A 23,401-nucleotide genomic window follows, 5' to 3' on the forward strand; every position below is an offset into this window, starting at 1 on the left:
TCCCGGCCCCCGGGCCCGCCGCTCCCCCGCCCGGCCCGGCGGCCGCCCCACACCTGGCCAAAACCGGGACGATGGCGGCCGCACAAACCGGACCCCACGTTTCGCGGGCGCCGCCCCTGGGGAGCCCGGCGGCCCGTCGCTCCTGTGGCAGGGCCGGGCACCCAGGGTCACGATGGAGCCGACACCACGACCGGTGCCCCACCGGCAGCGGCCCCGAACGGAGCACGATGAGCGAGCAGCACAACGTCGTCCTGCTGACCTTCCCGGACGCCGCCGGCTGGCGGCCCGCCTACGACGAGGCCCAGCACCTGCCCGGACTGCGGCAGGTCGCCGCGCTGGAGCGCACCGCCGACGGCCTGCTGGAGGTGCGGGACACCTTCGTGCGCGGCGCGGGCGTGGCGACCGTCGGCTCCGGCGTGCTGGGCGGGCTGGTGGGCCTGCTGGGCGGGCCGGTCGGGGTGCTGCTGGGCTTCGCGGCGGGCGCGGCGATCGGCAACGCGGCCGAGGAGAGCCGGGCGACGGAGGGCGGCGCCGGACTGATCGTGCTGTCGCCGCGGGTGCCGGACGGCGGCGCGCTGCTGGTCGTGGAGGCGCGCGAGGCCTCGCCGGGCCCGGCGGACGAACTGGCCGCCCGGCACGGCGCCACGGTGGAACGGATCGACGCCCACGAGTTCGCGGAGCGGATCAAGGCGGCCGAGCGGAAGGCCGAGGAGGACACGGCGGGGCCCGACGAGGACTGATCCGGCTCACTGCGCCTTCGGGCCCCGCTGTCCACCGAGGTCGAGCAGTGCCCCGCGGGAGGTACGGCGCGCGGTGTCATCCCTGCGATGTAGTCGGCTGCTGTGCGCCCCGTCCGCCGGACGCAGGGGTGTCCAGCCGGGCGGGCGGCCGCCACAATGTGCCGGTGATCGAAGCCCTGACCCCGGACCGGCTGCGCGCGGCCGTCCGCCCGAGCACCGGACCGCCACCGCCCCTGCCGACCCGGCGCGGGTGGGCGTTCGACATCGCACTCGCCGTGTTCCTGGCCACTCTGAGCGGCCACTACGTCCGCATCGCCCAACCGCCGCACTCGGCCCTGCTCCTGCTGGTGCCGGTCGTGCCGCTGCCGCTCACCCTGCGCCGCAGGTACCCCCTGGCGGCGCTGTGGGCGGTCCTGGCCCTCGCGCTGCCCGTCCGTCACCAGTCCGAGGACATCGCCTACTCGGCGGGCGTCGCCGTCGTCATCGCCGCGTACAGCGTCGCCGCGTACGGGCGCCGGCCGGCCGCCGTCCTGGCGAGCCTCCCGGTGGCCACCGCGGCGCTCGTGCTGCTCTTCACCGACGCCAAGCTGCCGCACTTCCCCAACGGCGTCGTCGCCGTGCTGCTCCTCGTGCCCGTCCTCGCGGTCGCCTACGAGCTGCGCATGTGGCGCCGCCGGGCGGCCGAGGGGCACGAGCGGCTGTCCGCCCTCGAACGCGGGCAGCTGGCCGCGCTCCAGCGCGCGGTCGAGCACGAACGGGCCCGCATCGCCGGGGAGTTGCACGACGTCGTGACGCACAACGTGAGCATGATGACGATCCAGGCCGGGGCCGCACGCAAGATCCTCGACACCGCGCCGGACAAGGCCCGCGAGGCGATGGCCGCCGTCGAGACCGGCGGGCGCGCGGCGATGACCGAACTGCGGCACGTCATGGGCCTGCTGACCATCGACGCGGGCACCGGCGACGACCCGGCTGCCACCGCCGACCTCAGCCCGCAGCCCGGCCTCGGCCGGCTGGACGCGCTGGTCGAGGGCGTGCGGCAGGCCGGGCTGACGGTCGGGCTGACCGTCTCCGGCCGGCGCCGCGCCGTGCCGCCCGGGGTCGAGCTCGCCGCCTACCGGGTCGTCCAGGAGGCGCTCACCAACACCGTCAAGCACGCGGGCGGCGCCGCCGCCGAGGTCACCGTCGAGTACGCCCCCGGCCACCTGGCCGTCGAGGTCACCGACACCGGCGGCCGCCCCACCGGCACCGCCGCCACCGGCAACGGCCGCGGCCTGATCGGCCTGCGCGAACGCCTCGCCGTCTACGGCGGCACCCTGCACACCGGCCCCCGGCCCCGCGGCGGCTACCGCGTCAAGGCCCTGATCCCCTTGGAGAGTTCATGAGCACCGACCAGCTGCGCGTGGTGGTCGCCGACGACCAGGCGCTGGTGCGCACCGGCTTCCGGCTGATCCTGGAGTCCGAGGGGATCGAGGTGGTCGCCGAGGCCGACGACGGCGACCAGGCGGTGGCCGCGGTGCGCCGGACCAGACCGGACGTCGTCCTGATGGACATCCGGATGCCCGTCCTGGACGGCCTGGAGGCCACCCGGCGGATCGTCGCCGACCGGGCGCAGGAGCCGCCGCGGGTGATCATGCTGACCACCTTCGACCTCGACCAGTACGTCTACGCCGCGATGGCCGCCGGCGCGAGCGGCTTCCTGCTCAAGGACGTCACCCCCGAGCACCTGACCGCGGCCGTCCGGCTGGTGCGCTCCGGCGACGCCCTCCTCGCCCCGGCGATCACCCGGCGCCTCGTGGAGCGCTTCGCCCGCCCGGACGCCCCCACCGCCCCGCACCGCGAGCTGGCCGCGCTCACGCCGCGCGAGCTGGAGGTCATGACGCTGCTCGCGCGGGGGCTCAGCAACGCCGAACTCGCCGCGCGGTTCGGCCTGTCCGAGGCGACGGTCAAGACGCACGTGGCCCGGATCCTCGGCAAGCTGGGCCTGCGGGACCGGGCCCAGGTGGTGGTGGCCGCGTACGAGACGGGGCTGGTCAGCGTCGGCTCGGGGCCGGGCCCGGCCTGAGGCCGGGCGGCCCGGGGACGTGGCGCCCCGGGCCGCCGGGCCCGCGTCACGGCCGGTGGACACCGGCCGTCGCGGTCACGCCCTGGCGAGGTCGAACCGGTCCAGGTTCATGACCTTGACCCACGCCGCGACGAAGTCCCGGACGAACTTCTCCTTGGCGTCGTCGCTCGCGTAGACCTCGGCGACGGCGCGCAGCTCGGAGTTCGAGCCGAACACGAGGTCGGCGCGGGTGCCGGTCCACTTGACGGCGCCGGAGGAGTCGAGGCCCTCGAACGTGGTCGCGTCCTCGGAGGCGGCCCGCCACGTCGTGTCGAGGTCGAGCAGGTTGACGAAGAAGTCGTTCGTCAGCACGCCGGGCCTGTCGGTGAACACGCCGTGCGAGGACTTGCCGTGGTTCGCACCGAGCACGCGCAGGCCACCGACGAGGACGGTCAGCTCGGGGGCGCTCAGCGTCAGCAGGTTGGCCCGGTCGAGCAGCAGGTACTCGGCCGCGAGCCGCTGGCCCTTGCCGGCGTAGTTGCGGAAGCCGTCGGCCGAGGGCTCCAGCGCCGCGAACGACTCGACGTCGGTCTGCTCCTGCGAGGCGTCCACGCGCCCGGCCGCGAACGGCACCTCGATCGCGACGCCCGCGTCCTTCGCCGCCTTCTCGACGGCCGCGCCGCCGGCCAGCACGACGAGGTCGGCCAGCGAGACGTGCTTGGCGCCGGCCTGGGCGTTGAAGTCCCGCTGGACGCCTTCGAGGGCGCGCAGCACGATGGCGAGCTCGTCCGGGTCGTTGACCTCCCAGCCGGCCTGCGGCTGGAGGCGGATCCGGCCGCCGTTGGCGCCGCCGCGCTTGTCGCTGCCGCGGAAGGAGGAGGCGGCGGCCCAGGCGACGGAGACCAGCTGGGAGACGGACAGGCCGGTGGCGAGGACGCGCTCCTTGAGGGCGGCCTCGTCCGCGGCGTCGATCCGCTCGCCGGTGGCGGCCGGCAGCGGGTCCTGCCAGATCAGCTCCTCGGTCGGGACCTCGGGGCCGAGGTAGCGGACGACCGGGCCCATGTCGCGGTGGGTGAGCTTGAACCAGGCGCGGGCGAACGCGTCGGCGAACTCGGCCGGGTTGTCCTTGAAGCGCCGGGAGATCGGCCCGTAGACCGGGTCCAGGCGCAACGACAGGTCGGTGGTGAGCATGACCGGGGCGTGGCGCTTCGACGGGTCGTGCGCGTCCGGCACGGTGTCGGCGCCGGCGCCGTCCTTCGGGATCCACTGGTGGGCGCCGGCGGGGCTCTTGGTGAGCTCCCACTCGTAGCCGAAGAGGGTCTCGAAGAAGGAGTTGTCCCAGGTGGTGGGGGTGTGCGTCCAGGCGCCCTCCAGGCCGCTGGTGATCGCGTCGCCGCCCACGCCGGTGCGGAAGGAGCTCTTCCAGCCGAGGCCCTGCTGCTCCATCGGCGCGGCCTCGGGGTCGGGGCCGACGTGGTCCGCCGGGCCGGCGCCGTGGGTCTTGCCGAAGGTGTGGCCGCCGGCGATGAGGGCGACGGTCTCCTCGTCGTTCATCGCCATCCGGTAGAAGGTCTCGCGGATGTCGCGCGCGGCCGCGATCGGGTCCGGGTTGCCGTTGGGGCCCTCGGGGTTGACGTAGATCAGGCCCATCTGGACCGCGGCGAGCGGGTTCTCCAGCTCGCGGTCGCCGGTGTAGCGCTCGTCGCCGAGCCAGGTGGTCTCCGGGCCCCAGTAGACGTCCTCGTCCGGCTCCCACTCGTCGACCCGGCCGCCGCCGAAGCCGAAGGTCTCGAAGCCCATCGTCTCCAGGGCGACGTTGCCGGCGAGGACCATCAGGTCGGCCCAGGACAGGCTGCGGCCGTACTTCTTCTTGACCGGCCACAGCAGGCGACGGGCCTTGTCCAGGCTCGCGTTGTCCGGCCAGCTGTTGAGCGGGGCGAAGCGCTGCTGGCCGCCGCCGGCGCCGCCGCGGCCGTCGCGGATGCGGTACGTGCCCGCGCTGTGCCAGGCCATGCGGATGATGAACGGGCCGTAGTTGCCGTAGTCGGCGGGCCACCAGTCGTGCGACGTGGTGAGGGCCGTCGCGATGTCGCGCTTGACGGCCGGGAGGTCGAGGGATTCGAAGGCCGCCGCGTAGTCGAACTCCGCGCCGAACGGGTTCGCCACCGCGGGGTTCTTGGCGAGGATCTTGAGGTTCAGCTGGTCGGGCCACCACTGGCGGTTGCCGCCGCCCTGGGTGGGGTGCGCCGCACGCCCGTGGACGACCGGGCAGCCGCCCGTGCCCTCCGCCTGTGCCCCAACTCCGGTTGCATCGTGGATCTCAGACATGGGAATCCTTCCCTGACAAGGCGGATCACGGAGTCCTGTGCTACCTAGTGTGCCGCTGCCTAGGCTAATGCCGGAGCCGATCCTACGATGGACGCAATCCAAGTCAAGAAGGACACCAGGGAAGTATCGGGTCCAATACCAGATAACCTTGATATCCGCTGATAAACTCTGGGTTTCCCCATTGAGCTGAATAGGTGAACCGACATGAGCGACCTCCTGGAGCGGCTGCGCGAGCGCGGCTGGCGCCTCACCTCCCAGCGGCGCGTCGTGGCGGAGGTCCTCGACGGCGACCACGTCCACCTGACCGCCGACGAGGTGCACGCCCGCGCCGCGGAGCGGCTCCCCGAGATCTCCCGGGCCACCGTCTACAACACCCTGGGCGAGCTCGTCACGCTCGGCGAGGTGGTCGAGGTCGCGACGGACGGCCGCGCCAAGCGCTACGACCCCAACGCCCACCGCCCGCACCAGCACCTCGTCTGCACGGGCTGCGGCACCATCCGCGACGTCCACCCGGCCGGCGACCCGCTCGCCGACCTCCCGTCCGAGCAGCGCTTCGGCTTCACCCTGTCGGGCGCCGAGGTCACCTACCGGGGGCTGTGCCCGGCCTGCGCCCGCTGATCCGCGCCGCTCACTCCGGGTGCGGCGGCGGCGTCACGCCGCCCAGGACTTCGGGAAGAGCACGTGGAGCGCCTCCACGACGCCGCGGCTGCGTATTTCGCGGGCGCCGCGCCGCCCGTCCCGGTCGAAGGTCACGGCGACCGACCGTACGGCAGCCGCACCCCGCACACCAGGAGGCCGGTCGGCCCGACGTCGGCTCAGCTGGTGGCGCCGTCGACCGTGACCTGGGCCACGGCCCCGGACTGGACGCCCCAACTGGTGAGTATCCGGCCGTAGTTACCGTCGTCGATCAAGTCCTGCACGGCTCCCCGGACGGCCCGGGTGAGGGCGCTCCCCCGGGCGACGGCGATGCCGTAGGGAACCGGCTCGTAGGTGGAACCGACCTTCGCCAACCGGCCGTTGGAGGTGCTGACCGCGTAGTCGACGACGTCGGACGGGCCCAGCAGCGCCTGGTCGCGGCCGGCGACCACGGCGGCCGTCGCGTCCTTCTGCTCGCCGTACTTGTCACCGCCGTCGCGGATGCCCGGCTTGCCCGCCGTGGTGCAGGCAGGGTCGCGGCTGCCGGTGATCTCGGTCGCCTGGGTGCTGCCCGCCCTGACCGCGACCGAGCGGCCGCAGAGGTCGTTCGGGTCGATCCCGTCCGGGTTCCCGGCGACGACCGCGACGGCCGTGCCGACGGAGAAGTAGTCGACCATGTCGACGTACTCCTCGCGGCTCCTGCGGTCGTCGATGGAGCTCATGCCCAGCTGGTAGGCGCCCGACATGACGCCGTGGGCGATCCCGTCGAAGCCCACCGCTTCGAGGTCCGCGGCCAGCCCGAGCTTGCCGGCGATCGCCTTCGCCAGGTCGGCGTCCATCCCGACGATCGCGCCGTGCTCGTCCTTGAACTCGTTGGGCGCGTAACCGGGGTCGGTGGCCACGACCAGCTTGCCGCTCGAGCGCACGGCGGCCGGGACGAGGGCGGCCAGTGCCGGATCCGTCGAGACGGCACCGACGGCCCCCGCGTGGGGCGCCGCGCCCGCACCGGCGGCCGTCCGTGCGGCGGGCGGGCCGGGGCGCGAGGTGACCATCACGGCGGCGACGGCGGCCACCACCAGCAGGAGCACACCGAGGAGGAGGGCACGGACGCGGCGGCCGCGCGGCAGCAGCCGGATCCGCCGGCCGGGCGGGGCGTCGCCGGGCGGCGGGCCGCCGGGGCCGCTCGGGGCTCCGGGGCCGCTCGGTGGCGGCGGTCCGGGGGGCCAGGAGGAGCCGGGAGGCGACGCGGAACCTGGAGGCGATGCGGAGCCTGGAGGCGCGGAGGAACCGCCCGATGGGGACACGAGGTCCTGCGCCAGCGAGCCGAAGTCCTCCACGCTCCGGACCGGCGGCGGAGGCGGGACCGCCCTCGCACGCACCTCCGGCGACGGGACCGCGAGCGCCGGGGGCGGCCGGGGAGAAGTCCGCCGGGCGGGCGCCTCCGGCCGGGCGGGCGCCTCCGGCCGGGGGGCGACGCGGGCGGCCGGGGCTGCTGGAGCCACCGGTGGGCGGGCCCGGGCGGCTGGCTGCGCGGCGGGGCCGGGCGGGGGCTTCGAGCTCGACGGCCTGACGTCGGCGGGTTCCGCCTTCACGGCCCGGACGTCGGCGGGTTCCGCCTTCACGGCCCGGGGCTCGGCGGGCTGCGCCTTCGCGGGCCGCTCCGGTCGCGCCCCAAGGTCACGCTGCGGTCCCGGGGGTGTGACCCGGGCGCCACCGGGCATGAGCTCGACCTTCATGGGCGGCTGCTGCGCCTCGTCGGCCTGGGCCCCTTCGGGCTTCGCCGTCGTCGACCCCCCGGGCCCGGCCCTGGCCGGCGGCACCGCGGGCCGGTCGGCCGCCGCCTTCGACGGCTGCACCGGCCGCTCCCCCGCCTTCGTTCCGGCCTGCGCCAGCAGGGCCCGCGCGGCCGAGGCCACGAGGGGCACGTCGGCGTCCGCGACCTCCTCCAGCGTCCGCCGGGCCGTCAGCTCGCGCGCCGGGTCGCGCCCGGTGAGCCACTCGCCGAGCGCGGTCACGGCGCCGAGCCGGATGGCCGGGTGCGGGCTGTCCAGGCCGCTGCGCAGGGCCTCCGGCAGGGGCGCGGGGGTGACGGCCACGCCGGCCGGGCTGCGGGCGAGGAGGATCTTCCCCTCGGCGCCGTAGAGCCAGCGCTGCGGGGTCTGCTGGCTGCCGCCCGCCCGGATCCGGTCGAAGGCGAACGCGTAGGCGTCGTCGACCGACACGAAGCCGTCGCGGTCCTCGTCGGCCGCGCCGGTGCGGATGCCGTCGACGAGCGCGGTGGTGAACACCGAGCCGGGCGGTTCCGTCCCGGACAGGGGCTCGCCCTCCCAGGAGTACTCGCTGCCGCGCGAGGCGGTCAGCACCACCCGGCCGCGGCCCTGGCCGCGCAGGCGCTCGCCCAGCGCCAGGTCGTCGTCGCCCTTGAGCCCGTGCGAGAACGCGCCGCTGAAGCAGCAGTCGAGGATCACCACCAGCCGTCTGGCCCGGCAGTCCTCCATCAGGTCGAGCAGCCACTGCGACTCCACCCCGGTGGCGGCGAGCCGGGCCTTCACGGTGTCGGTGGCGGCGAAGTACAGCTTGCGGCGGACGTCGACGAGGCCGTGGCAGGAGAGGTAGACGAGCAGCAGGTCATCGGGGTCGCGGCCGGTGAGGAACTCCTCCGCGGCCAGCCGGATCTCCTGCGCCGTACGGTCCACCACCCTGGTCACCGCGAAGCCGCCGATCCCCGGTGCGGCGAGCACCTCGCTCAGCTGGACGGCGTCGCGGGCCGGGGCGCGCAGTTGGCGCAGCGCCTGGTCGGTGTACCGGGCGGTGGCCACCACCAGCGCGAAGCGGGGTTCGTCGGGCAGCTCAGGAGACGGCCGCGTGACGTGCGAGCCAGTCATCGATCATCGTTTCCTGCTGCTTGGCCGTCGCTCCGGTGACCTTGAGCGTGTCGCCACCGTAGTTCAGCTCGACGACGTGGCCGGTCCGTCCGACCCAGTTCCGGACGGAGGTCACCACCGCCCGCAGCATGTCGAGGTCCACGAAGTGGACGAGCAGGACACCGGCCAGGCTCCCGAGGCCCTTGGCGTCCTCGGGCGCGGACTCCTCCTCGACCGGTTCGGCGTCGGTGAGGTCGACGTCGTCGAGCAGTTCGGTGCGGAGCCGGGCGGTGAGCGCCGTCAGCTCGTCCGGGTCGAGACCGCTGTCCGGCCGGACGTGGAGCAGGAGCCCGGTGGGCCCGTCGAGGGTCGCCATGGCGCACGCTCCTTCCCGGAGGACCTGCCACCGGTTGCCTCCCCACCATCATCTTCCGGAACCGGCCCACCGTCACCGTTTTTGCACGATCGATTCGTAGGGTGATCGGTGCTCAAGGCGACGGACACTCAGTGCGACCGGCACCGGCCCGACATCGTGGCTCCGCGGGGCCGCACCCGCTCGGCGGACACTCAGCGCGACCGCCACGAAGAGTGACGAACGCCCAGCGTGACCGGCGCTCCGGTCAGCACGTCGCCGCCCGGGAGAGCAGCACCCGCAGGGCGCCGTCGGACGGGCTGCCCGGGTCGGCGGTGTCCGTGATCAGGGCCCGATCCGGGTCGTCGACGGGGCGCGGCGTGCCGTGCGCGAGGTCGAGGGTGGTGCCGCCGGTGGATCAGGACGGACCGGCCGGCGAACTCCGGGTGAGGGCGGGTGGCGTCGTTCCTGCGCCCGCCCTCTGGCGGCCGACGGGCCGTCACCGTGCCCCGCGTCAACCTGGGTCCCGCAGGACCACCCCGGGGAGTGGGAATCGACGGCGCCGCTCGGTGGTTGGGCCAAGTCGAGCGTAGGGAAACTCTTTTGGAGGGGTACCACCATGAAGATCGGCATCATCGGCGCGGGGAACATCGGCGGCAACCTGACGAGGCGCTTCACCGCCGCCGGTCACGACGTGTCAGTCGCGAACTCGCGCGGTCCCGAGTCGCTGGCCGAGCTCGTCGCGGAGACGGGGGCCCGGGCGGTGCCGGCCGCCGAGGCGGCTCGCGGCGCGGACGTCGTCGTGGTCACGGTCCCGCTGAAGAACGTGCCGGACCTGCCCGCCGGCCTGTTCGACGGGGCGGCCGAGGGCTTCGCCGTCATCGACACCGGCAACTACTACCCGAAGGAGCGCGACGGCCTGATCGCCGAGATCGAGGGCGGGCTGACCGAGAGCCGCTGGACGGAGCGCCACCTCGGCCACCCGGTCGTCAAGGCGTTCAACGGCACCTACGCGCAGGACCTCGTCGACCGGCCCCGCCCGCAGGGCGATCCGGAGCGCCTCGCCGTGCCGGTCGCCTCCGACGACGAGGCCGCCAAGCAGAAGGTCCGGGCGCTCATCGACGAGATCGGCTTCGACACGGTGGACGCCGGCGGCATCGACGAGTCCTGGCGCCAGCAGCCCGGCACCCCGGTCTACGGCCTGCGCGCGGGCGTCGAGGCCGTGACGAAGGCGCTCGCCGAGGCCTCGCCCGAGCGCCCGGAGGCGCACAAGGCCTGAGGTCCGGCAGCGGCGGGGCGCTCCTGGTCAGAGCGCCCCGCCGGGGTGGCGCGGTGCGGTCAAGCGGTGCGGCGCGCACCCTCGGCCGGGGTCGCGGTCAGGGTGCGCGGGGCGGTGAAGCCCTTGGCCAGGAACGCGGCGGTGACGTCGGCCGCCACGGCCTCGGCCGCCTCCGCGTCCACGAGGGCGATGACGGAGCCGCCGAAGCCGCCACCGGTCATCCGCGCGCCGTGGGCCCCGGCCGCGACGGCCGTGTCGACGGCGAGGTCGGTCTCCGGGCAGGAGACCCGGTAGTCGTCGCGCAGCGAGGCGTGCCCGGCGGTGAGCACCGGGCCGAGCGCCGCGAGGGCGCCGGCCGCCAGGTGCGCGACGGCCTCGCTCACGCGCTCGTTCTCGGTGACCACGTGCCGCACCAGCGGCCGCAGTTCCTCCGGGAGCCGGGGCAGCGCGGCCGCCAGGTCGGCCGGTCCGAGCTCGCGCAGGGCCGTCAGGCCGAGCAGCCGCGCCGCGCGCTCGCACCCGGCCCGCAGGCCCGCGTACGCGCCGTCCCCGAGGTCGTGCTTGACCCTCGTGTCGAGGACGAGCAGCGCGAGCCCCGCGCCGGCCAGGTCCACCGGCACCTGACGCATCGCGAGGTCCCGGCTGTCCAGGTGCAGGGCCGCCCCCGCGCGGCAGCACATCGAGGCCATCTGGTCCATGATCCCGCACGGCACGCCGACGTACGCGTTCTCCGCCCGCTGGGCGACCAGGGCGAGTTCGGGTGCCGAAAGGCCCAGCCCGTACAGGTCGTTGTAGGCGATCGCCACCGCGCACTCCAGCGCCGCCGAGGACGACAGCCCGGCCCCCGTCGGCACGTCGCTGTCCAGGGACAGCTCCGCCCCGCCGACGTCGTGCCCGGCCTCGCGCAGTGCCCACACCACCGCCGCCGGGTAGCCCGCCCACCCGGTGACGCTGCCCGGGGCGAGGTCCGCGACGGCCACCTCCGCGCTGCCGCCCTCGGTGGAGTGCAGCCGCAGCAGCCCGTCGTCGCGCCGCCGGGCCTGGGCGCGGACGGTCTGCGGCAGGGCGATCGGCAGGACGAAGCCGAGGTTGTAGTCGGTGTGCTCACCGATCAGGTTGACCCGCCCGGGGGCGGCCCACTCCCCCTCGGGCGCGTGTCCGTAGAGCCGGGAGAAGGTGTTCATCGGGCGACCTCCCGCAGCCGCTGGGCCGCGTGTTCGGGGCTGACGTCGTTGACGAAGGCGTCCATGCCGGATTCGACGCCGGCGAGGTACTTGAGCTTGTCGGCGGTGCGCTGGATGGTGAACAGCTCCAGGTGCAGGGCGAGTTCGTCCCGGTGGGCGGCCGGGGCCTGGTGCCAGGCGGAGATGTACGGGGTGCGGCCGGTGCCGAAGAGGCGGTCGAAGCGGCGCAGGAGGTCGAGGTAGAGGCGGGGGAACTCGGCGCGTTCGGCCTCGTCGAGGGCGGGGAGGTCGGGCACGCGGCGGTGGGGGTAGAGGTGCACTTCGTAGGGCCAGCGGGCGGCGAAGGGGACGAAGGCCGTCCAATGCTCGCCCGCGAGCACCACCCTCCCCCGGTCATCGGCGCGTTCGGCGGCGAGGAGGTCGTCGAAGAGGTTGCGGCCGGTCGCGGTGCGGTGCGCGGCGGCGCGGGCGGCCATGCGGGCGGTGCGCGGGGTGGTGAACGGGAACGCGTAGATCTGGCCGTGGGGGTGGGCCAGGGTGACGCCGATCTCGGCGCCGCGGTTCTCGAAGCAGTACACCTGCTCCACGCCCGGCAGGGCCGAGAGCGCGGCCGTCCGGTCCGTCCACGCGTCCAGGACGAGACGCGCACGGGACTCGGAGAGGTCGGCGAAGGACGCGTCGTGGTCGGCGGTGAAGCACACCACCTCGCAGCGCCCCGCGCCGGGACCGGCCGTCCGCAGTCCGCCGGCGAGCTCGCCCGGCGGGCCGGCCAGCGACGGGAAGCGGTTCTCGAAGACTGCCACCTGGTAGTCGTCGGCGGGGATTTCGCTCAGCCGCCCGTCCCGGGAGGGGCACAGCGGGCACTCCTCGGCGGGCGGCTGGTAGGTCCGGGCCTGCCGGTGGGCGGCGACGGTGACCCAGTCCCCGGTGGCCGGGTCCCGGCGCACCTCGGAGGCGGGCGGCCGGGGGTCCAGCGGTCGCCGGTCGACGGCGTTCCGGGACACGGCCGCGCCGCTGTCGTAGTAGATGAGCTCCCGCCCGTCCGCGAGCGTGGTCGCGGTCCGGGCGGTGGGCTCGGTGACGGTCCCGGCCATGGCCTCGGTTCTCTTTCCTCGATCCGACATGAATCAACAATCTCGAACACTATCCAACAGACCCGGCGTCCCGGAAGCACCCGGCACCTGCCATGATGGCCGTGATGGCGATGAGCGCGGCCGACCCGGCCGCACCGACCCGCGCCACACCGACCCCGAGGAGGCCCCCCGATGGCCGACAGCGCCCAACCGCTCGCCGGGCAGCGACGCGCGCTGATCCTGGAACAGGTGCGCGCGCGGGGCGGGGTCCGGGTGACCGAACTCGTCCGCGACCTCGGGGTCTCCGACATGACCGTCCGCCGCGACCTCGACGCGCTGGCCCGGCGCGGACTGGTGGAGAAGGTCCACGGCGGCGCGGTCCGGGTGGAGGCACCGCTCAGCGGCGAGCCCGGCTTCGAGACCAAGGCCGGCTGGGAACTGCCCGCGAAGGAGGCGATCGCCCGCGCCGCCGCCGCCCTCGTCCCACCCGGTTCGGCCGTCGGCCTCGCGGCCGGAACGACGACCTTCGCGGTGGCCCGCTACCTGCGCGCCGTCGACAACCTGACGGTGGTCACCAACTCGCTGCGGATCGCCGAGCTGCTGGAGCAGCCCGACGACGACGGCACCCCGGCGACGGCGACGGTCATCCGCACCGGCGGCGTCCGCACCCCCTCGGACGCCCTGGTCGGCCCGGTCGCGGACCAGGCGATCCGTTCCCTGCACGTCAACGTCCTCGTCATGGGCTGCCACGGCCTCTCCGCCGACACCGGCCTGACCACCCCCAACCTGGCCGAGGCCGAGACCAACCGGGCCTTCCTCCAGTCGGCCCGCCGCGTCATCGTGGTCGCCGACCACACCAAGTGGAACGCCGTCGGCCTGGCCTCCTTCGCCGCCCTCGACCAGTTGGACGTCCTGGTGACCGACGACGCCCTCGCCGCCGAGGAACGAACGGCCGCGGCCCGCCTGGTCGGCGAACTGATCGTCGCGTCCTCGGGGGAGTGAGGAGCGGGGGCGGACCACGACGCCGGACCGCCCCTCACCCGCCCGAACTCGCCCGCACCACCAGCTCGGTGGGCAGCTCCAGCCCGGCGCCGGGCGCCCCTTCCCCCCGTACCTGGCCGAGCAGGCGCTCGACCAGCGCGGCGGCGATCGCCCGCAGCGGCAGCCGGACGGACGTCAGGGCGGGGTGCAGGTGGCGGCAGAGCGGCGTGTCGTGGAAGCCCGTGACCGCCACCTCACCACCGACCGTCAACCCCTCGGCGCGGACGGCCTCGTAGACGTCCAGTGCGAGCAGGTCGCTCGCCGCCGCGACGGCCGTCGGCCGGTCCGGGCCGCGCAGCAGCTCGCGGACGGCGGCGACGTCGGACCCGGCCGCCGCCTGCGCCGGCAGGCCGAGCCTGCGCGCCTCGGCGAGGAAGCCCGCGCGGCGCTCCGCCATCCACGGCAGGTCGTCCGCGCCGCCGACGTATCCGAGGCGCCGGTGCCCGCGCTCGGCGAGGTGCCGCACGACGGCCGCCATCGCCGGCCCGTTGCCGATGTCCACCCAGTGCGGCGGCTCGCCCGGTCCCGTCCGCCCGAAGGTCGTGAACGGAACGCCGACCCGGGCGACGTGGCCGATCCGAGGGTCGTCGCGCAGCACGTCGGCCAGCACCAGGCCGTCCACCTGACGGGCCGCGACGAGCTCGTCGATGGCCGCCAGCGCGTCTCCTGCGCCCGGCGGCCCGCCGACACCCGAACCCGACGCACCACTGCCGCCGGACCCGCCCCGCAGCTCCCCCGCGCCCCGCGCACCCCCACCGCCCGGCGCCGGGCGGAACAGCAGCACCCGCAGGCCCTGCGCCCCGGCCGCGTCGACCAGGGCCTCCAGGAAGCCGGCCATCAGCGGGTTGGGGTCGAACGGGTCGTCCACCGGCGAGAGGTAGCCGATGGTGCGCCGGGCGCCGCTGCGCAGGGAGCGGGCCGACTGGTCGGGCTGGTAGCCGAGTTCGCGGATCGCGGCGGTCACCCGCTCCAGGGTGTCCGGTCGCACCCGGTGCGGGGCGTTGAGCGCGTTGGACACCGTCTGCCGCGACACCCCGGCCGCCCGGGCCACCTCCTCGATGGTGATGGCGCCACGGCGCGGTCGGCGTGCTCCGGCGCTCGTCCTGGCCCCGCTGGGCAGTCGGCGTGCTCCCTCGGGCATGGGCCCCTCCGGCGTGCTCGGTCAGGTCATCGGCGTGTTCACGTGCGGCGCGGGGTCGGCGGCCCCGCCACGCGGCACCACAACGACGCCGACCCGACCGGGCTCCACCCCACCCCGCCGGACGATACGCCCTCCCGTGTCCCCCACGATCGTCACCGCCGGGCCCGCCTCGTCACGCCCCTCACGCCCCTCACGCCCCTCACGCCCGCCGCAGGGTCAGCAACCCGCCGCGCGGCACCGCGACCACGACACCGCCCCCGCCGAGCTCCACCTCGCCCTCCCACACGACCTTCCCGCGCGCGTCCTGCACGACCGCCTCCGCCGCCCCTGCGCCGCCCACCAGCCGCACCTGCGGGTCGGCGTCCGCGTTGGCCACCACCAACGTGCGCCGGCGCTCGCCGCCCACGTCCACCGGCAGTGCCGCGTAACGCGCCACGGCGACGGTGTCCGGACCGGTGGCGGTGACCATCGGGTAGCCGAGATCGGGGCGGGCCGGGCGGAGGTCGCCGAGTTGCAGGGTGTCGGCGTGGGCGCGGAAGACGCCCAGCCAGAAGGCCAGGGCCTCGCGCTGGTCCGGGCGTAGCGCGGCGAGGTCGACGGAGACCTGCGGCACCGCGAACAGGACGTTGATCAGGTGGCAGGCGATCTGCTCGGGCGGTTCCGCCGGGTGCCAGGTCAGCATGTCGGCGTGGACCGGGACGGGCCCGGCGGCGAGCCGCACGTCGATGGTCCGCTGCCGGTTCTCCTGCGGGCTGAGCGGGCAGTCGGTGGCCCGGATCATGGTGACGTACGGCCACAGGGCGGGGCTGACGTAGGGCTGTCGGTGCTCGATCATCGCGTCCGGGTGGGCCGCCGTGATCCGCCGGCGCAGTTCGGCGAGCAGCCGTTCGACGCCCTCGTCCACGGTGGCGCAGTCCGCCTCCGGACCGGGCGCCGGCGCCGGCGCGTCCACCCGCGCGAACCAGTCGACGAAGTCGACCTTGAGACCGTCCATGCCCCACTCCTCGACGGCCCGCGCGAGCCGCCCCACCAGGAACTCCCGTACCTCCGGATAGCGCGGGTCGGCGACGACGGCGCCCATGGGCCCGGCGTCGGCGAGCGCGTACCGGCCGATGCGTTCGAACGCGGCGCTGTCCTTGCCGATGAACGGCAGCGCGTACCAGAGCACGTACCGGACGCCGAGCTCGTGGACGCGCCGCACGTGGGCGGCGGTGTCCGGCAGCGAGACCGGCTCCCAGTCGCCGCAGTGCCCGTAGCCGCGGGCGCGGTCGGCGGTCATCCAGCCGTCGTCGACGATGATCACGTCCAGCCCGAGGTCCTTGCCGAGCGCGGCCTGGGCTTCGACGGCCTTCGGCTCGACGTCCTGGTGCATGGCGTACCAGGTGGAGTACGCGGGGCGGCGGGCGGCTTCGGGGACGTCCGCCCGGTACGCCGTGCCCCACCACTCGGCGAGGCCGGCCAGGCAGCGCGCGAAGTGGCGGCGCGAGGTGTCGATCCGCACGGTGAGGTGGCCGGGGGCCTGCGCCCAGAACCGGAACTCGCCGGTCTCCTCGACGACTCCGGCGCCCGCCAGCACGTCCGGCCGTTCGGCGGCGAAGGCGCAGATCGCGAGGTCGCCGGTGCCGACGAGGGCGGCGATCGGCGCGCCGGCGGCGATCCCGGTGCGGCGCGGGGCGCTCCAGGCGGCGGGCAGCCAGCCGGTGCCGCGCGGTTCGGGTGTCCAGAGGGCGGTGGCGTCCACGCACGGCACCCGCCACTCGATGCGGACGTCCCCCTCCGCCTCGGCCGTCACCTCGACCACCCCGTCGGCGACCGCGCGGGCCGTCCCCGCGCCGCTCACCCGCAGGTCCAGGCCCTCGGCGTACAGCGGGCGCAACGCACCGGAGGCGGGGGCGTGCGGCTCCCAGATGTCGGTCACGGTGTCAGCCCTTCGTCGCGCCGGCCAGCAGGCCGGAGATGAACTGCCGTTGCAGGACCAGGAAGAGGACCATCATCGGCAGGGTGGACAGCGCGGTGCCGGAGAGGATCGCGCCGTAGTCGGTCGTGCTCTTGTTGCCGTACAGGGTGGCGATGGCCACCGGCAGGGTGTGCATGCCGGGGCTGCGCAGCGCGACCAGCGGCCACACGAACTGGTTCCACGAGCCCAGGAAGAGGAAGATCGCGAGCGCCGCCAGCACCGGCCGCATGACCGGCACGACGACGCTCCACAGCACCCGGAACTCGCCCGCGCCGTCGACCCGGGCGGCGTCCAGGAGTTCGTCCGGCAGGCCGGCGAGGGACTGCCGCATCAGGAAGATCGCGAACGGCACGCACAGGCCGGGCAGGATGAGCGCCTGGTAGGTGTCGAGCAGGCCGAAGCTCATCATCATCTTGAACAGCGGTACCAGCATGACCTGTTCGGGAACGACGAGGGTGGAGAGCAGGAGCCCGAACAGCAGACTCCGCCCCCGGAAACGGAACTTGGCGAAGGCGTAGCCGGCCAGCAGGGCCACCACCAGCGCGCCGACGGTCTGGACTCCCGCCACCAGGAGGGAGTTTCCGATCACCCTCAGCAGCCCGATCCTCCGCTGGAGACGGTCGAGGTTGTCGCCGAGGTGACCGCCCAGCAGCAGCTTGGGAGGCCAGTCGAAGATCTCCGTGTCCTTGCGGGTGATGGCGATCACCAGCCAGTAGAACGGGCCGACGGACAGGCCGGTGAGGCCCGCGAGGAGGAAGGTCAGCGGCCAGCCACGGAGCTTCCGGAGCGTCGTGGGCATCACTTCTCCCGCTCTCCCATCAGACGCGTCTGGACCGCGCCGAGCACCGACACCAGCAGGGTCAGCGCGTAGGCGATGGCGGACGCGTAGCCGAAGTCGAAGTACCGGAAGCCGTTCTGGTACAGGTACATGGAGACGGTCAGCGTCGCGTTGTCCGGCCCGCCTCCGGTCAACACGTACGGTTCGTCGAAGAGTTGGAGCGTGCCGATGGTGGACAGCACGACCGTGAACAGCAGCACCGGGCGCAGCGCGGGCACCGTGACGGCGGTGAAACGGCGGACCGGCCCGGCGCCGTCGACCATCGCGGCCTCGTACAGCTCCTTCGGGACGCCTTGCAGGCCGGCCAGGTAGATGACGGCGTTGTAGCCCGTGTAGTGCCAGGTCAGCACCAGGACGACGGCCATCCGTGCCCAGAAGGGGTCACCGAACCAGTCGACGACCGGCAGGCCGATCGCGTCCAGCAGCCAGTTGACGGCGCCGTGCCGGGAGTCGAGGAGGAAGGCGAACATCACGCCGGTGGCGACCAGCCCGGTCACGGCCGGCATGAAGACGCCCAGCCGCCACACCGCCCGCCAGCGCACCAGCGCCGAGTTGATGCCGACGGCCATCAGCAGGGCCAGCCCCAGCATCAGCGGGACCTGCACGACGAGGATCTCGGCGGTGTTGCGCAGGGCCGTCCAGAACAGCGGATCGTCCAGCAGGCGCCGGTAGTTGGCGAGGCCGGCGGGGCGGGCCGCGGCGCCGGATCCGGTGGTGAAGGAGAGCAGCAGCGAGTCGACGACGGGGTACGCCTTGAACACGCCGAAGGCGACCAGGGCGGGCGCGAGGAGCAGGTACGGCACGGCGGTGCGGCGGCGCCGGGCACGCGCGACGGACGGGTGGACGGTCGTCGTCATGCGATGCTGCGCCCGGTCTGCTGGGCGAGTTGCCTGGCGGCGTCCTGGAGGACGGTGGCCGGGTCTGCGCCCTTGAGGAACACCTTGGTCTGGGCGTCGCTGGCGAGTTTGAGGGCGCGGGCGTAGTCGCCGGAGTAGTTGGTGGGGTCGCCGCCGTCGACGGCGAGGTCGGTGAAGGTCTTGAGGACCGCCTGGCCGCCGTAGTAGGCGCTGGGTGCGGCGTAGACCGGGTCGGTGTAGGCCTCGGTGAGCGCGGGGAAGACGCCGCCGGCGGCGAACATGCTGTTGACGGACGCGGGGCGGGTCAGCGCGTACTCGACGAACTTCCAGGCGGCCCGCCGGCGCGGGCTGGACCCGGCGACGGCGAGGTGGGTGGAGTTGACGAGCGCGGTGCGCTTGCCGCCTGCGGCGACGGCCGGTGGCTTCGCGAGCCGCCAACGGCCGCTCTGGTCCGTGAACTTGGCCTCCAGGTAGTGCGCCGCCCAGGCGGGCATGGGGGCGACGGCGAGCTTGCCGGCCTTCATCAGCGTGGCCCAGCCCTGGTCACCGGGGGCGTCGGCGACCAGCCCGGCGCCGTCCAGCCGCTTGAGGACGTCCATCGCCCGGACGGCCTCGGGCCTGCCGAGCGTGATCCGCCCCTGGGCGTCGAAGTAGAACGCGCCCTGGAGCTGCATCAGCGACTGCACGAAGTCCAGGTCGGGGTCCGGATTGGCGGCCTTGTTGATGCCGATGAGGGAGATGCCGGGGTTGGCGGCCTTGAACCTCTCCGCCACGGCGACCAGGTCGTCCCAGGTGGCGAGGGTGGTCGGGTCGATGCCCGCCCGGCCGAAGTGGTCCTCGCGGTAGAAGAACCCGAGCGGGTTGACCTCCCACGGCAGCGCGTAGGCGTGGCCGTCCTTGCCGGAGACGACCGGCCACAGGCCCTTGGCGAACTTGTCCTTGTGGGCGTCGGCGCCGAAGGACGAGAGGTCGGCGAGGCCGCCGGGGAACTTCTCCAGGTAGCCCGGCAGGTAGTCGCAGCCGATGTGGAGGACGTCCCCGAGCCCCTGCCCGCCGGCGGCGAGACCGACGGTGATCTTGTCCCAGATGGCCGGGTTCCCGATGTCCTGGACGTCCACCGTGATGCCCGGGTTGTCGCGCTCGAACGCCGGGACGACCCCGCGCAACGCGGCGGCGGCCGTGGCCCACGACCACACGGTGACGGTACCGGTCTCGGCGTCCCCGCCCCCGGCGCCCGCCGAGCCGGAGCCCTCGCAGGCCGCCAGCGCTCCCCCGGCACCCAGCGCCAGCAGACCGGCCCCGGAGGCGCGGAGGAGCTCGCGACGTGAAAGGTGTGACATTGCATCGCCTCCCGTATTTGAACGTTCAAACCCACAAAAAGAACCAGAACCGAACAGTCCCGAACGAGCGCCACACAGCCAACGCCACCCACCCCACCCCGTCAACCCCACCCGCCCAACCAGCAGCCACCGCAACCGTTCCGTTACCGGGCGCGGCAGGCCACCGGCCCCTGCGCGAGAAGTCAGCTCGCCCGACTTCTCGCCCAGGGGTTTCCCGTTGTGGAAAGCGCACGCCCTTGACTACGCACTGTGACTACCGGGAGCATCGGACCGGACGAGAAGCACGGGCAACCGGAGGCACGTGATGCTGCGTTGGCTGGCTGGGGACGGAGCCTGCAAGAACGGGAGCTGCCCCACCCTGTGGGGCACCGAGAACGGGGACTATGCGGTCCAGGGATTCGTCATCACCGACCCTCAGCAGTTGGCGGAGTTGAACCTGCCTGACGGTGAGTCGGCGGTGGCGATCCCCTCCGCAGTCCTGGAGGGATACTTCCGTGCTTAAAGGTGAAGACTTCGGCCGCCTCTTCGAGACGTTCGAGCGAACGGCCTTCCGGCTCGAAACCCTGGCCGTTGACGACGTGGACGACGAGCGCGAGGAGTTCGCCGCCTTCCTTTCCGGCAACGAGCTTCCTCCCGAATTCAACGACAACCCGTGGGTTCGCTCCATGACGGATCTGGGCAAGCAGGTGACCCGGGTGCACGTTCTCCGGTCTCCGCTGTCGGACTATCTCCGGTACGAGTTGGCGGCGTACCCTGGCACCATCAAGGCCGGCGAGTCGATCGGCATCATCGACACGACCCGACAGGAAGTGGCCGGACTGCCCGCCCACGACTTCTGGTTGTTCGATGACGCCCGGGTCTACCGGATGCACTACACGGACTCCGGGAAGTTCATCGGTGCCGAGCCCCTGCCCGACGACCGCCTGGCCGAGTACCAGCAGTACCGGGACATTGCCTTGGCACACGCCGTGCCCTTCGGGGAGTACCGGGCGGCTTGAGCAGCGAACGGCACAACGACTTGGGAAGAGCCCTGCGAGCGTTGCGGATCGCCTCGGAGAGAACAGCCGAGAGCATCGCCCGCAGGGCTTCCATGTCTCCGTCCAAACTCTCGAAGATCGAGAACGGCAAGACCCGGCCGACGCTGCAGGACGTGGACCTCATCCTGACGGCGCTCGCCATATCCGACGAGGCCAAGACCGAATTCCTGAAAGAAGCCCGCCGCGCGGCCACCGAGGAAACGGCATGGCGGGAAATCCGCCGCATGGGCCACTGGAAGCATCAGCACGCCATCAAGGCCGTCGAAGCACACACGACCCTCCTACGGCTGTTCCAAGGCCAGCTGATTCCTGGACTACTCCAGAGTGCCGAATACGTCTCGGCTGTATTCACATCAAAACCAGAGCTGCCGGAAGAAGCCAAGAGGAAGACCATCGCGGCCCGACTGGAGCGCCAGGCCATCTTGTACGACCGCCAGCGGCGGTTCCACTTCGTCATCCGTGAACACGTGCTGCGATGGCGGATCTGTCCTCCTGCCGTCATGGCCACCCAGCTCGATCGCCTGGTGTCACTGTCCCGGCTTCCCCACGTGACCATCGGAGTTCTTCCCCTCGCCAGACGCATGCCGGACTTCCCGATGACCTGCTTCAGCATGCATATCGACCCGGCGAGGTTCGGCCTGTCGGCCTGAGGTCCCGGTCGTTCCCTGACAGCCCTGGCCGTCCGTCCCGTGACGGACGGCCAGGGCTTCCTTGTTCCCGAGGAGAAGCGCAATTGCACTTTCACGCTTCCGGTCAATCGGGCGCCGGGCACAGGTAGATCGGGTGGGGCTCGATGCCGACGAACGCGATCACGCGCATGGCGCCGACTTCGAGCAGCTGGTTCTCCGACTCCCCGTCGCCGGGAGCCGTGTTCGTGGAAGCCCTGACGAACGGCCACTACCTGGAGCGTGAAGCAGGACTCGACGGCTACGGACTCGTCTTCGAGTATCTGCGGTCCTCGGCCCTGAACCCGTCCGATTCGCTCGATATGATCGCGGCGATCGCCGCAGATGCATGAGCATGAGATCAGATAAGTAGGTGCGTAGATGGCCGCGCCAGAGATCTCCATCAGGGGTTGGCGCAAGAGCAGCTACAGCGCGCAAGCAAGCAAGCGAGTGCGTTGAGACGGGCCACGTGATCACTGGCGGTATGGCCGTCCGGGACTCCAAGGACCCTAAGGGCCCGGCGCTCGTCTTCACCGCTGAAGCCTGGGCGGCGTTCGTCGGGGCCGTGCGGACCGGCGAACTGCCCACCGCATGAAGCAGCGCGAGAAGTCGGCCTCGCCGACTTCTCGCGCAACGACCGCTACCGGCCGACCTCCCGCAGGCGGAAGTCCTCCACCGTCTCCCTCCGGATCAGCAGCCTCGCGCGGCCGTCCCTCACCGCGGCCACGGGCGGGCGGCCCACCAGGTTGTAGCCGCTGGCCATCGACAGCTGGTACGCGCCGGCCGCCGGGACCGCCAACAGGTCTCCCGCCCGCAGGTCGGCGGGCAGCATCGCATCGCGCACCAGCACGTCCCCCGCCTCGCAGTGGCGGCCGACCACGTCGACCCTCGCCTCCCCTGCGTCGGAGCGCCGACCCACCATCCGCACCGTGTACCGCGACCCGTACAGCACCGGGCGCGGGTTGTCGCTCATCCCGCCGTCCACCGCCGCGAAGCACCTCCCGTCCGCCGTGTGCTTCACCGACAGCACCCGGTACACCGCCACCGCCGCCGGGCCCGCGATCGCCCGCCCCGGTTCGACCACAAGCCTCGGCACGTCGAGCCCCGCCTCCGCGCACCGCACCGCCAGCCGGTCCGTCACCCGCACCGCGAACTCGGCGACATCAAGCTCCTCGTCCCCCGGCAGGTAGCGGATCCCGTGTCCACCGCCCAGATCCAGCTCGGGCAGCTCGACCCCGTGCCGGTCCCACACGTCCTCCATCAACCGCACCAGCGCGTCGACCGCCCGCAGGTACGGCTCGATCTCCGTGATCTGCGAGCCCACGTGGCAGTGCAGACCGACCAGCTCCAGCCCCGGCTGGTCGAGCACCCGCGCGATCGCATCGGCCGCGTCACCGCCCTCGATCGGGAAGCCGAACTTCTGCCCGCCCACGCCCGTCCGCACCGCCGCATGGTGCCCGGCCGCGATCCCCGGGACGACCCGCACCAGCACCTTCTGCGGGGTGTCCGCCGCCACCAGTGCCGCCAGCCTCGCGATCTCCGCCGGCCCGTCGATGACGATCCGGCCGACCCGCAGCCGTCGCGCCAGCCGCAGGTCCTCCGGGGACTTCGCATTGCCGTGCAGCAGGATCCGCTGCGCCGGGAACCCGGCCGAGACGGCCAGCCACAGTTCACCCGCCGAACACACGTCCAGGCCCAGCCCCTCCTCCGCCACCCAGTCCGCCATCGCGCTGCACAGGAACGCCTTGCCCGCGTACAGCACGTCGGCGTGCGGCAGCGCCCGCCGGTACGCGCGGGCCCGCGCCCGCACCTCGGACTCGTCGAGCACGTACAGCGGCGTACCGAACCGCTCGGCGGCCTCCGCCAGGCCGACACCGCCGACCAGCAGTTCCCCACCGGGGCCGGGACGGGCCGAGGCGGGCCAGGGGCCGCCGAGCGTGTCGGGCGATCCGCAACGGGCGGTGGCGGTCGGGGCTGGGACGGTCGGGGCGGTCAGCTGGGTCATCGCGGCAACTCCTACGGAAC

General features: G+C 73.5%; 21 protein-coding genes. 10 read left to right on the forward strand and 11 right to left on the reverse strand.

Translation table 11 applies throughout. The features are described from left to right. Positions 1–227 precede the first annotated feature (227 nt). The 3 genes from PUR71_RS26485 to PUR71_RS26495 all read left to right on the forward strand — a co-directional run bounded on the left by PUR71_RS26485 (position 228) and on the right by PUR71_RS26495 (position 2,805). Positions 228–740, forward strand: coding sequence for a histidine kinase (locus PUR71_RS26485; protein ID WP_329929623.1), 513 nt, complete (start codon positions 228–230; stop codon positions 738–740). 164 nt (positions 741–904) lie between these two features. Then, a complete protein-coding gene (locus PUR71_RS26490; protein ID WP_329929624.1) occupies positions 905–2,125 on the forward strand; it encodes a sensor histidine kinase in 1,221 nt (406 codons plus the stop codon). Beyond that, positions 2,122–2,805 carry a response regulator transcription factor gene (locus tag PUR71_RS26495; protein WP_329929625.1) on the forward strand — a complete coding sequence of 228 codons (684 nt, stop codon included), beginning with the start codon at positions 2,122–2,124 and terminating at the stop codon, positions 2,803–2,805. Before PUR71_RS26490 ends, PUR71_RS26495 begins: the two co-directional genes overlap by 4 nt. Before the next feature lie 75 nt (positions 2,806–2,880). Here the strand turns inward: PUR71_RS26495 and katG are convergent, their stop codons facing one another. Further along, positions 2,881–5,112, reverse strand: a complete 2,232-nt coding sequence (gene katG, locus PUR71_RS26500; RefSeq protein ID WP_329929626.1) for a catalase/peroxidase HPI — start codon at positions 5,110–5,112, stop codon at positions 2,881–2,883. Positions 5,113–5,316: 204 nt separating this feature from the next. Between katG and PUR71_RS26505 the strand changes: the two genes are divergently transcribed. Beyond that, the gene (locus PUR71_RS26505; protein WP_329929627.1) at positions 5,317–5,730 is read left to right on the forward strand and encodes a Fur family transcriptional regulator; all 414 of its coding nucleotides are present in this window, start codon (positions 5,317–5,319) and stop codon (positions 5,728–5,730) included. A 197-nt stretch (positions 5,731–5,927) separates the two neighbouring features. Here the strand turns inward: PUR71_RS26505 and PUR71_RS26510 are convergent, their stop codons facing one another. Together PUR71_RS26510 and PUR71_RS26515 are read right to left on the reverse strand one after the other, a co-directional pair. Then, a complete protein-coding gene (locus PUR71_RS26510; protein ID WP_329929628.1) occupies positions 5,928–8,633 on the reverse strand; it encodes a caspase, EACC1-associated type in 2,706 nt (901 codons plus the stop codon). Then, complete coding sequence (locus PUR71_RS26515; protein WP_329929629.1) at positions 8,599–8,988, reverse strand: hypothetical protein; 390 nt, start codon at positions 8,986–8,988, stop codon at positions 8,599–8,601. The genes PUR71_RS26510 and PUR71_RS26515 overlap by 35 nt, the downstream gene beginning before the upstream one ends. 595 nt (positions 8,989–9,583) lie before the next feature. On the opposite strand from PUR71_RS26515, the gene PUR71_RS26520 reads away from it, so the two are divergent. Then, positions 9,584–10,243, forward strand: a complete 660-nt coding sequence (locus PUR71_RS26520) for an NADPH-dependent F420 reductase (protein WP_329929630.1) — start codon at positions 9,584–9,586, stop codon at positions 10,241–10,243. Between the two features lie 59 nt (positions 10,244–10,302). On the opposite strand, the gene galK is transcribed toward PUR71_RS26520, so the two are convergent. After that, positions 10,303–11,427, reverse strand: a complete 1,125-nt coding sequence (gene galK / locus PUR71_RS26525; RefSeq protein ID WP_329929631.1) for a galactokinase — start codon at positions 11,425–11,427, stop codon at positions 10,303–10,305. Further along, entirely contained in the window at positions 11,424–12,521 is a 1,098-nt protein-coding gene (galT, locus tag PUR71_RS26530; RefSeq protein WP_329929632.1) for a galactose-1-phosphate uridylyltransferase, read from the reverse strand. The genes galK and galT overlap by 4 nt, the downstream gene beginning before the upstream one ends. A gap of 171 nt (positions 12,522–12,692) precedes the next feature. Here galT and PUR71_RS26535 point away from each other — a divergent pair, with 171 nt between their 5' ends. Then, the gene (locus tag PUR71_RS26535; protein WP_329929633.1) at positions 12,693–13,502 is read left to right on the forward strand and encodes a DeoR/GlpR family DNA-binding transcription regulator; all 810 of its coding nucleotides are present in this window, start codon (positions 12,693–12,695) and stop codon (positions 13,500–13,502) included. Positions 13,503–13,536: 34 nt separating this feature from the next. Here the strand turns inward: PUR71_RS26535 and PUR71_RS26540 are convergent, their stop codons facing one another. The 5 genes from PUR71_RS26540 to PUR71_RS26560 all read right to left on the reverse strand — a co-directional run bounded on the left by PUR71_RS26540 (position 13,537) and on the right by PUR71_RS26560 (position 19,674). After that, positions 13,537–14,682 carry a LacI family DNA-binding transcriptional regulator gene (locus PUR71_RS26540; protein WP_329929634.1) on the reverse strand — a complete coding sequence of 382 codons (1,146 nt, stop codon included), beginning with the start codon at positions 14,680–14,682 and terminating at the stop codon, positions 13,537–13,539. Positions 14,683–14,881: 199 nt separating this feature from the next. Further along, positions 14,882–16,600 (reverse strand): glycoside hydrolase family 36 protein, encoded by a 1,719-nt coding sequence (locus PUR71_RS26545; RefSeq protein WP_329929635.1) that lies wholly within the window; start codon positions 16,598–16,600, stop codon positions 14,882–14,884. A gap of 4 nt (positions 16,601–16,604) precedes the next feature. Then, the gene (locus PUR71_RS26550; RefSeq protein WP_329929636.1) at positions 16,605–17,438 is read right to left on the reverse strand and encodes a carbohydrate ABC transporter permease; all 834 of its coding nucleotides are present in this window, start codon (positions 17,436–17,438) and stop codon (positions 16,605–16,607) included. Continuing rightward, complete coding sequence (locus PUR71_RS26555; RefSeq protein WP_329929637.1) at positions 17,438–18,334, reverse strand: carbohydrate ABC transporter permease; 897 nt, start codon at positions 18,332–18,334, stop codon at positions 17,438–17,440. The genes PUR71_RS26550 and PUR71_RS26555 overlap by 1 nt, the downstream gene beginning before the upstream one ends. Further along, positions 18,331–19,674 carry an extracellular solute-binding protein gene (locus PUR71_RS26560; RefSeq protein ID WP_329929638.1) on the reverse strand — a complete coding sequence of 448 codons (1,344 nt, stop codon included), beginning with the start codon at positions 19,672–19,674 and terminating at the stop codon, positions 18,331–18,333. Before PUR71_RS26560 ends, PUR71_RS26555 begins: the two co-directional genes overlap by 4 nt. 494 nt (positions 19,675–20,168) lie before the next feature. Between PUR71_RS26560 and PUR71_RS26565 the strand changes: the two genes are divergently transcribed. From PUR71_RS26565 to PUR71_RS26580, 4 genes are all read left to right on the forward strand, one after another. Continuing rightward, positions 20,169–20,672, forward strand: a complete 504-nt coding sequence (locus tag PUR71_RS26565; RefSeq protein ID WP_329929639.1) for a DUF6879 family protein — start codon at positions 20,169–20,171, stop codon at positions 20,670–20,672. Continuing rightward, positions 20,669–21,361, forward strand: coding sequence for a helix-turn-helix domain-containing protein (locus PUR71_RS26570; protein ID WP_329929640.1), 693 nt, complete (start codon positions 20,669–20,671; stop codon positions 21,359–21,361). The genes PUR71_RS26565 and PUR71_RS26570 overlap by 4 nt, the downstream gene beginning before the upstream one ends. A 143-nt stretch (positions 21,362–21,504) precedes the next feature. Further along, positions 21,505–21,729: a Scr1 family TA system antitoxin-like transcriptional regulator gene (locus PUR71_RS26575; RefSeq protein ID WP_329929641.1), complete on the forward strand. Its 225-nt coding sequence runs from the start codon at positions 21,505–21,507 to the stop codon at positions 21,727–21,729. Between the two features lie 116 nt (positions 21,730–21,845). Continuing rightward, on the forward strand, positions 21,846–21,971 hold the full coding sequence (locus tag PUR71_RS26580; RefSeq protein ID WP_329929642.1) for a DUF397 domain-containing protein: 126 nt from the start codon (positions 21,846–21,848) through the stop codon (positions 21,969–21,971). 45 nt (positions 21,972–22,016) lie between these two features. Here the strand turns inward: PUR71_RS26580 and lysA are convergent, their stop codons facing one another. Next, positions 22,017–23,381 (reverse strand): diaminopimelate decarboxylase, encoded by a 1,365-nt coding sequence (gene lysA, locus PUR71_RS26585; protein ID WP_329929643.1) that lies wholly within the window; start codon positions 23,379–23,381, stop codon positions 22,017–22,019. Positions 23,382–23,401: the final 20 nt, after the last annotated feature.

The sequence above is a fragment of the Streptomyces sp. SP17BM10 genome, from assembly GCF_036322405.1.
Classification (GTDB): Bacteria; Actinomycetota; Actinomycetes; order Streptomycetales; family Streptomycetaceae; genus Kitasatospora.

What these genes read in the sequence shown, in the direction of transcription:
- PUR71_RS26515 (WP_329929629.1), bottom strand. Translation starts at nt 8,988, where the DNA reads ATGGCGACCCTCGACGGGCCCACCGGGCTCCTGCTCCACGTCCGGCCG.
- PUR71_RS26540 (WP_329929634.1), bottom strand. Translation starts at nt 14,682, where the DNA reads ATGCCCGAGGGAGCACGCCGACTGCCCAGCGGGGCCAGGACGAGCGCC.
- PUR71_RS26485 (WP_329929623.1), top strand. Translation starts at nt 228, where the DNA reads ATGAGCGAGCAGCACAACGTCGTCCTGCTGACCTTCCCGGACGCCGCC.
- PUR71_RS26560 (WP_329929638.1), bottom strand. Translation starts at nt 19,674, where the DNA reads ATGTCACACCTTTCACGTCGCGAGCTCCTCCGCGCCTCCGGGGCCGGT.
- PUR71_RS26505 (WP_329929627.1), top strand. Translation starts at nt 5,317, where the DNA reads ATGAGCGACCTCCTGGAGCGGCTGCGCGAGCGCGGCTGGCGCCTCACC.
- PUR71_RS26535 (WP_329929633.1), top strand. Translation starts at nt 12,693, where the DNA reads ATGGCCGACAGCGCCCAACCGCTCGCCGGGCAGCGACGCGCGCTGATC.
- galT (WP_329929632.1), bottom strand. Translation starts at nt 12,521, where the DNA reads ATGGCCGGGACCGTCACCGAGCCCACCGCCCGGACCGCGACCACGCTC.
- PUR71_RS26510 (WP_329929628.1), bottom strand. Translation starts at nt 8,633, where the DNA reads ATGACTGGCTCGCACGTCACGCGGCCGTCTCCTGAGCTGCCCGACGAA.
- galK (WP_329929631.1), bottom strand. Translation starts at nt 11,427, where the DNA reads ATGAACACCTTCTCCCGGCTCTACGGACACGCGCCCGAGGGGGAGTGG.
- PUR71_RS26520 (WP_329929630.1), top strand. Translation starts at nt 9,584, where the DNA reads ATGAAGATCGGCATCATCGGCGCGGGGAACATCGGCGGCAACCTGACG.
- PUR71_RS26555 (WP_329929637.1), bottom strand. Translation starts at nt 18,334, where the DNA reads ATGACGACGACCGTCCACCCGTCCGTCGCGCGTGCCCGGCGCCGCCGC.
- katG (WP_329929626.1), bottom strand. Translation starts at nt 5,112, where the DNA reads ATGTCTGAGATCCACGATGCAACCGGAGTTGGGGCACAGGCGGAGGGC.
- lysA (WP_329929643.1), bottom strand. Translation starts at nt 23,381, where the DNA reads ATGACCCAGCTGACCGCCCCGACCGTCCCAGCCCCGACCGCCACCGCC.
- PUR71_RS26495 (WP_329929625.1), top strand. Translation starts at nt 2,122, where the DNA reads ATGAGCACCGACCAGCTGCGCGTGGTGGTCGCCGACGACCAGGCGCTG.
- PUR71_RS26550 (WP_329929636.1), bottom strand. Translation starts at nt 17,438, where the DNA reads ATGCCCACGACGCTCCGGAAGCTCCGTGGCTGGCCGCTGACCTTCCTC.
- PUR71_RS26575 (WP_329929641.1), top strand. Translation starts at nt 21,505, where the DNA reads ATGCCGACGAACGCGATCACGCGCATGGCGCCGACTTCGAGCAGCTGG.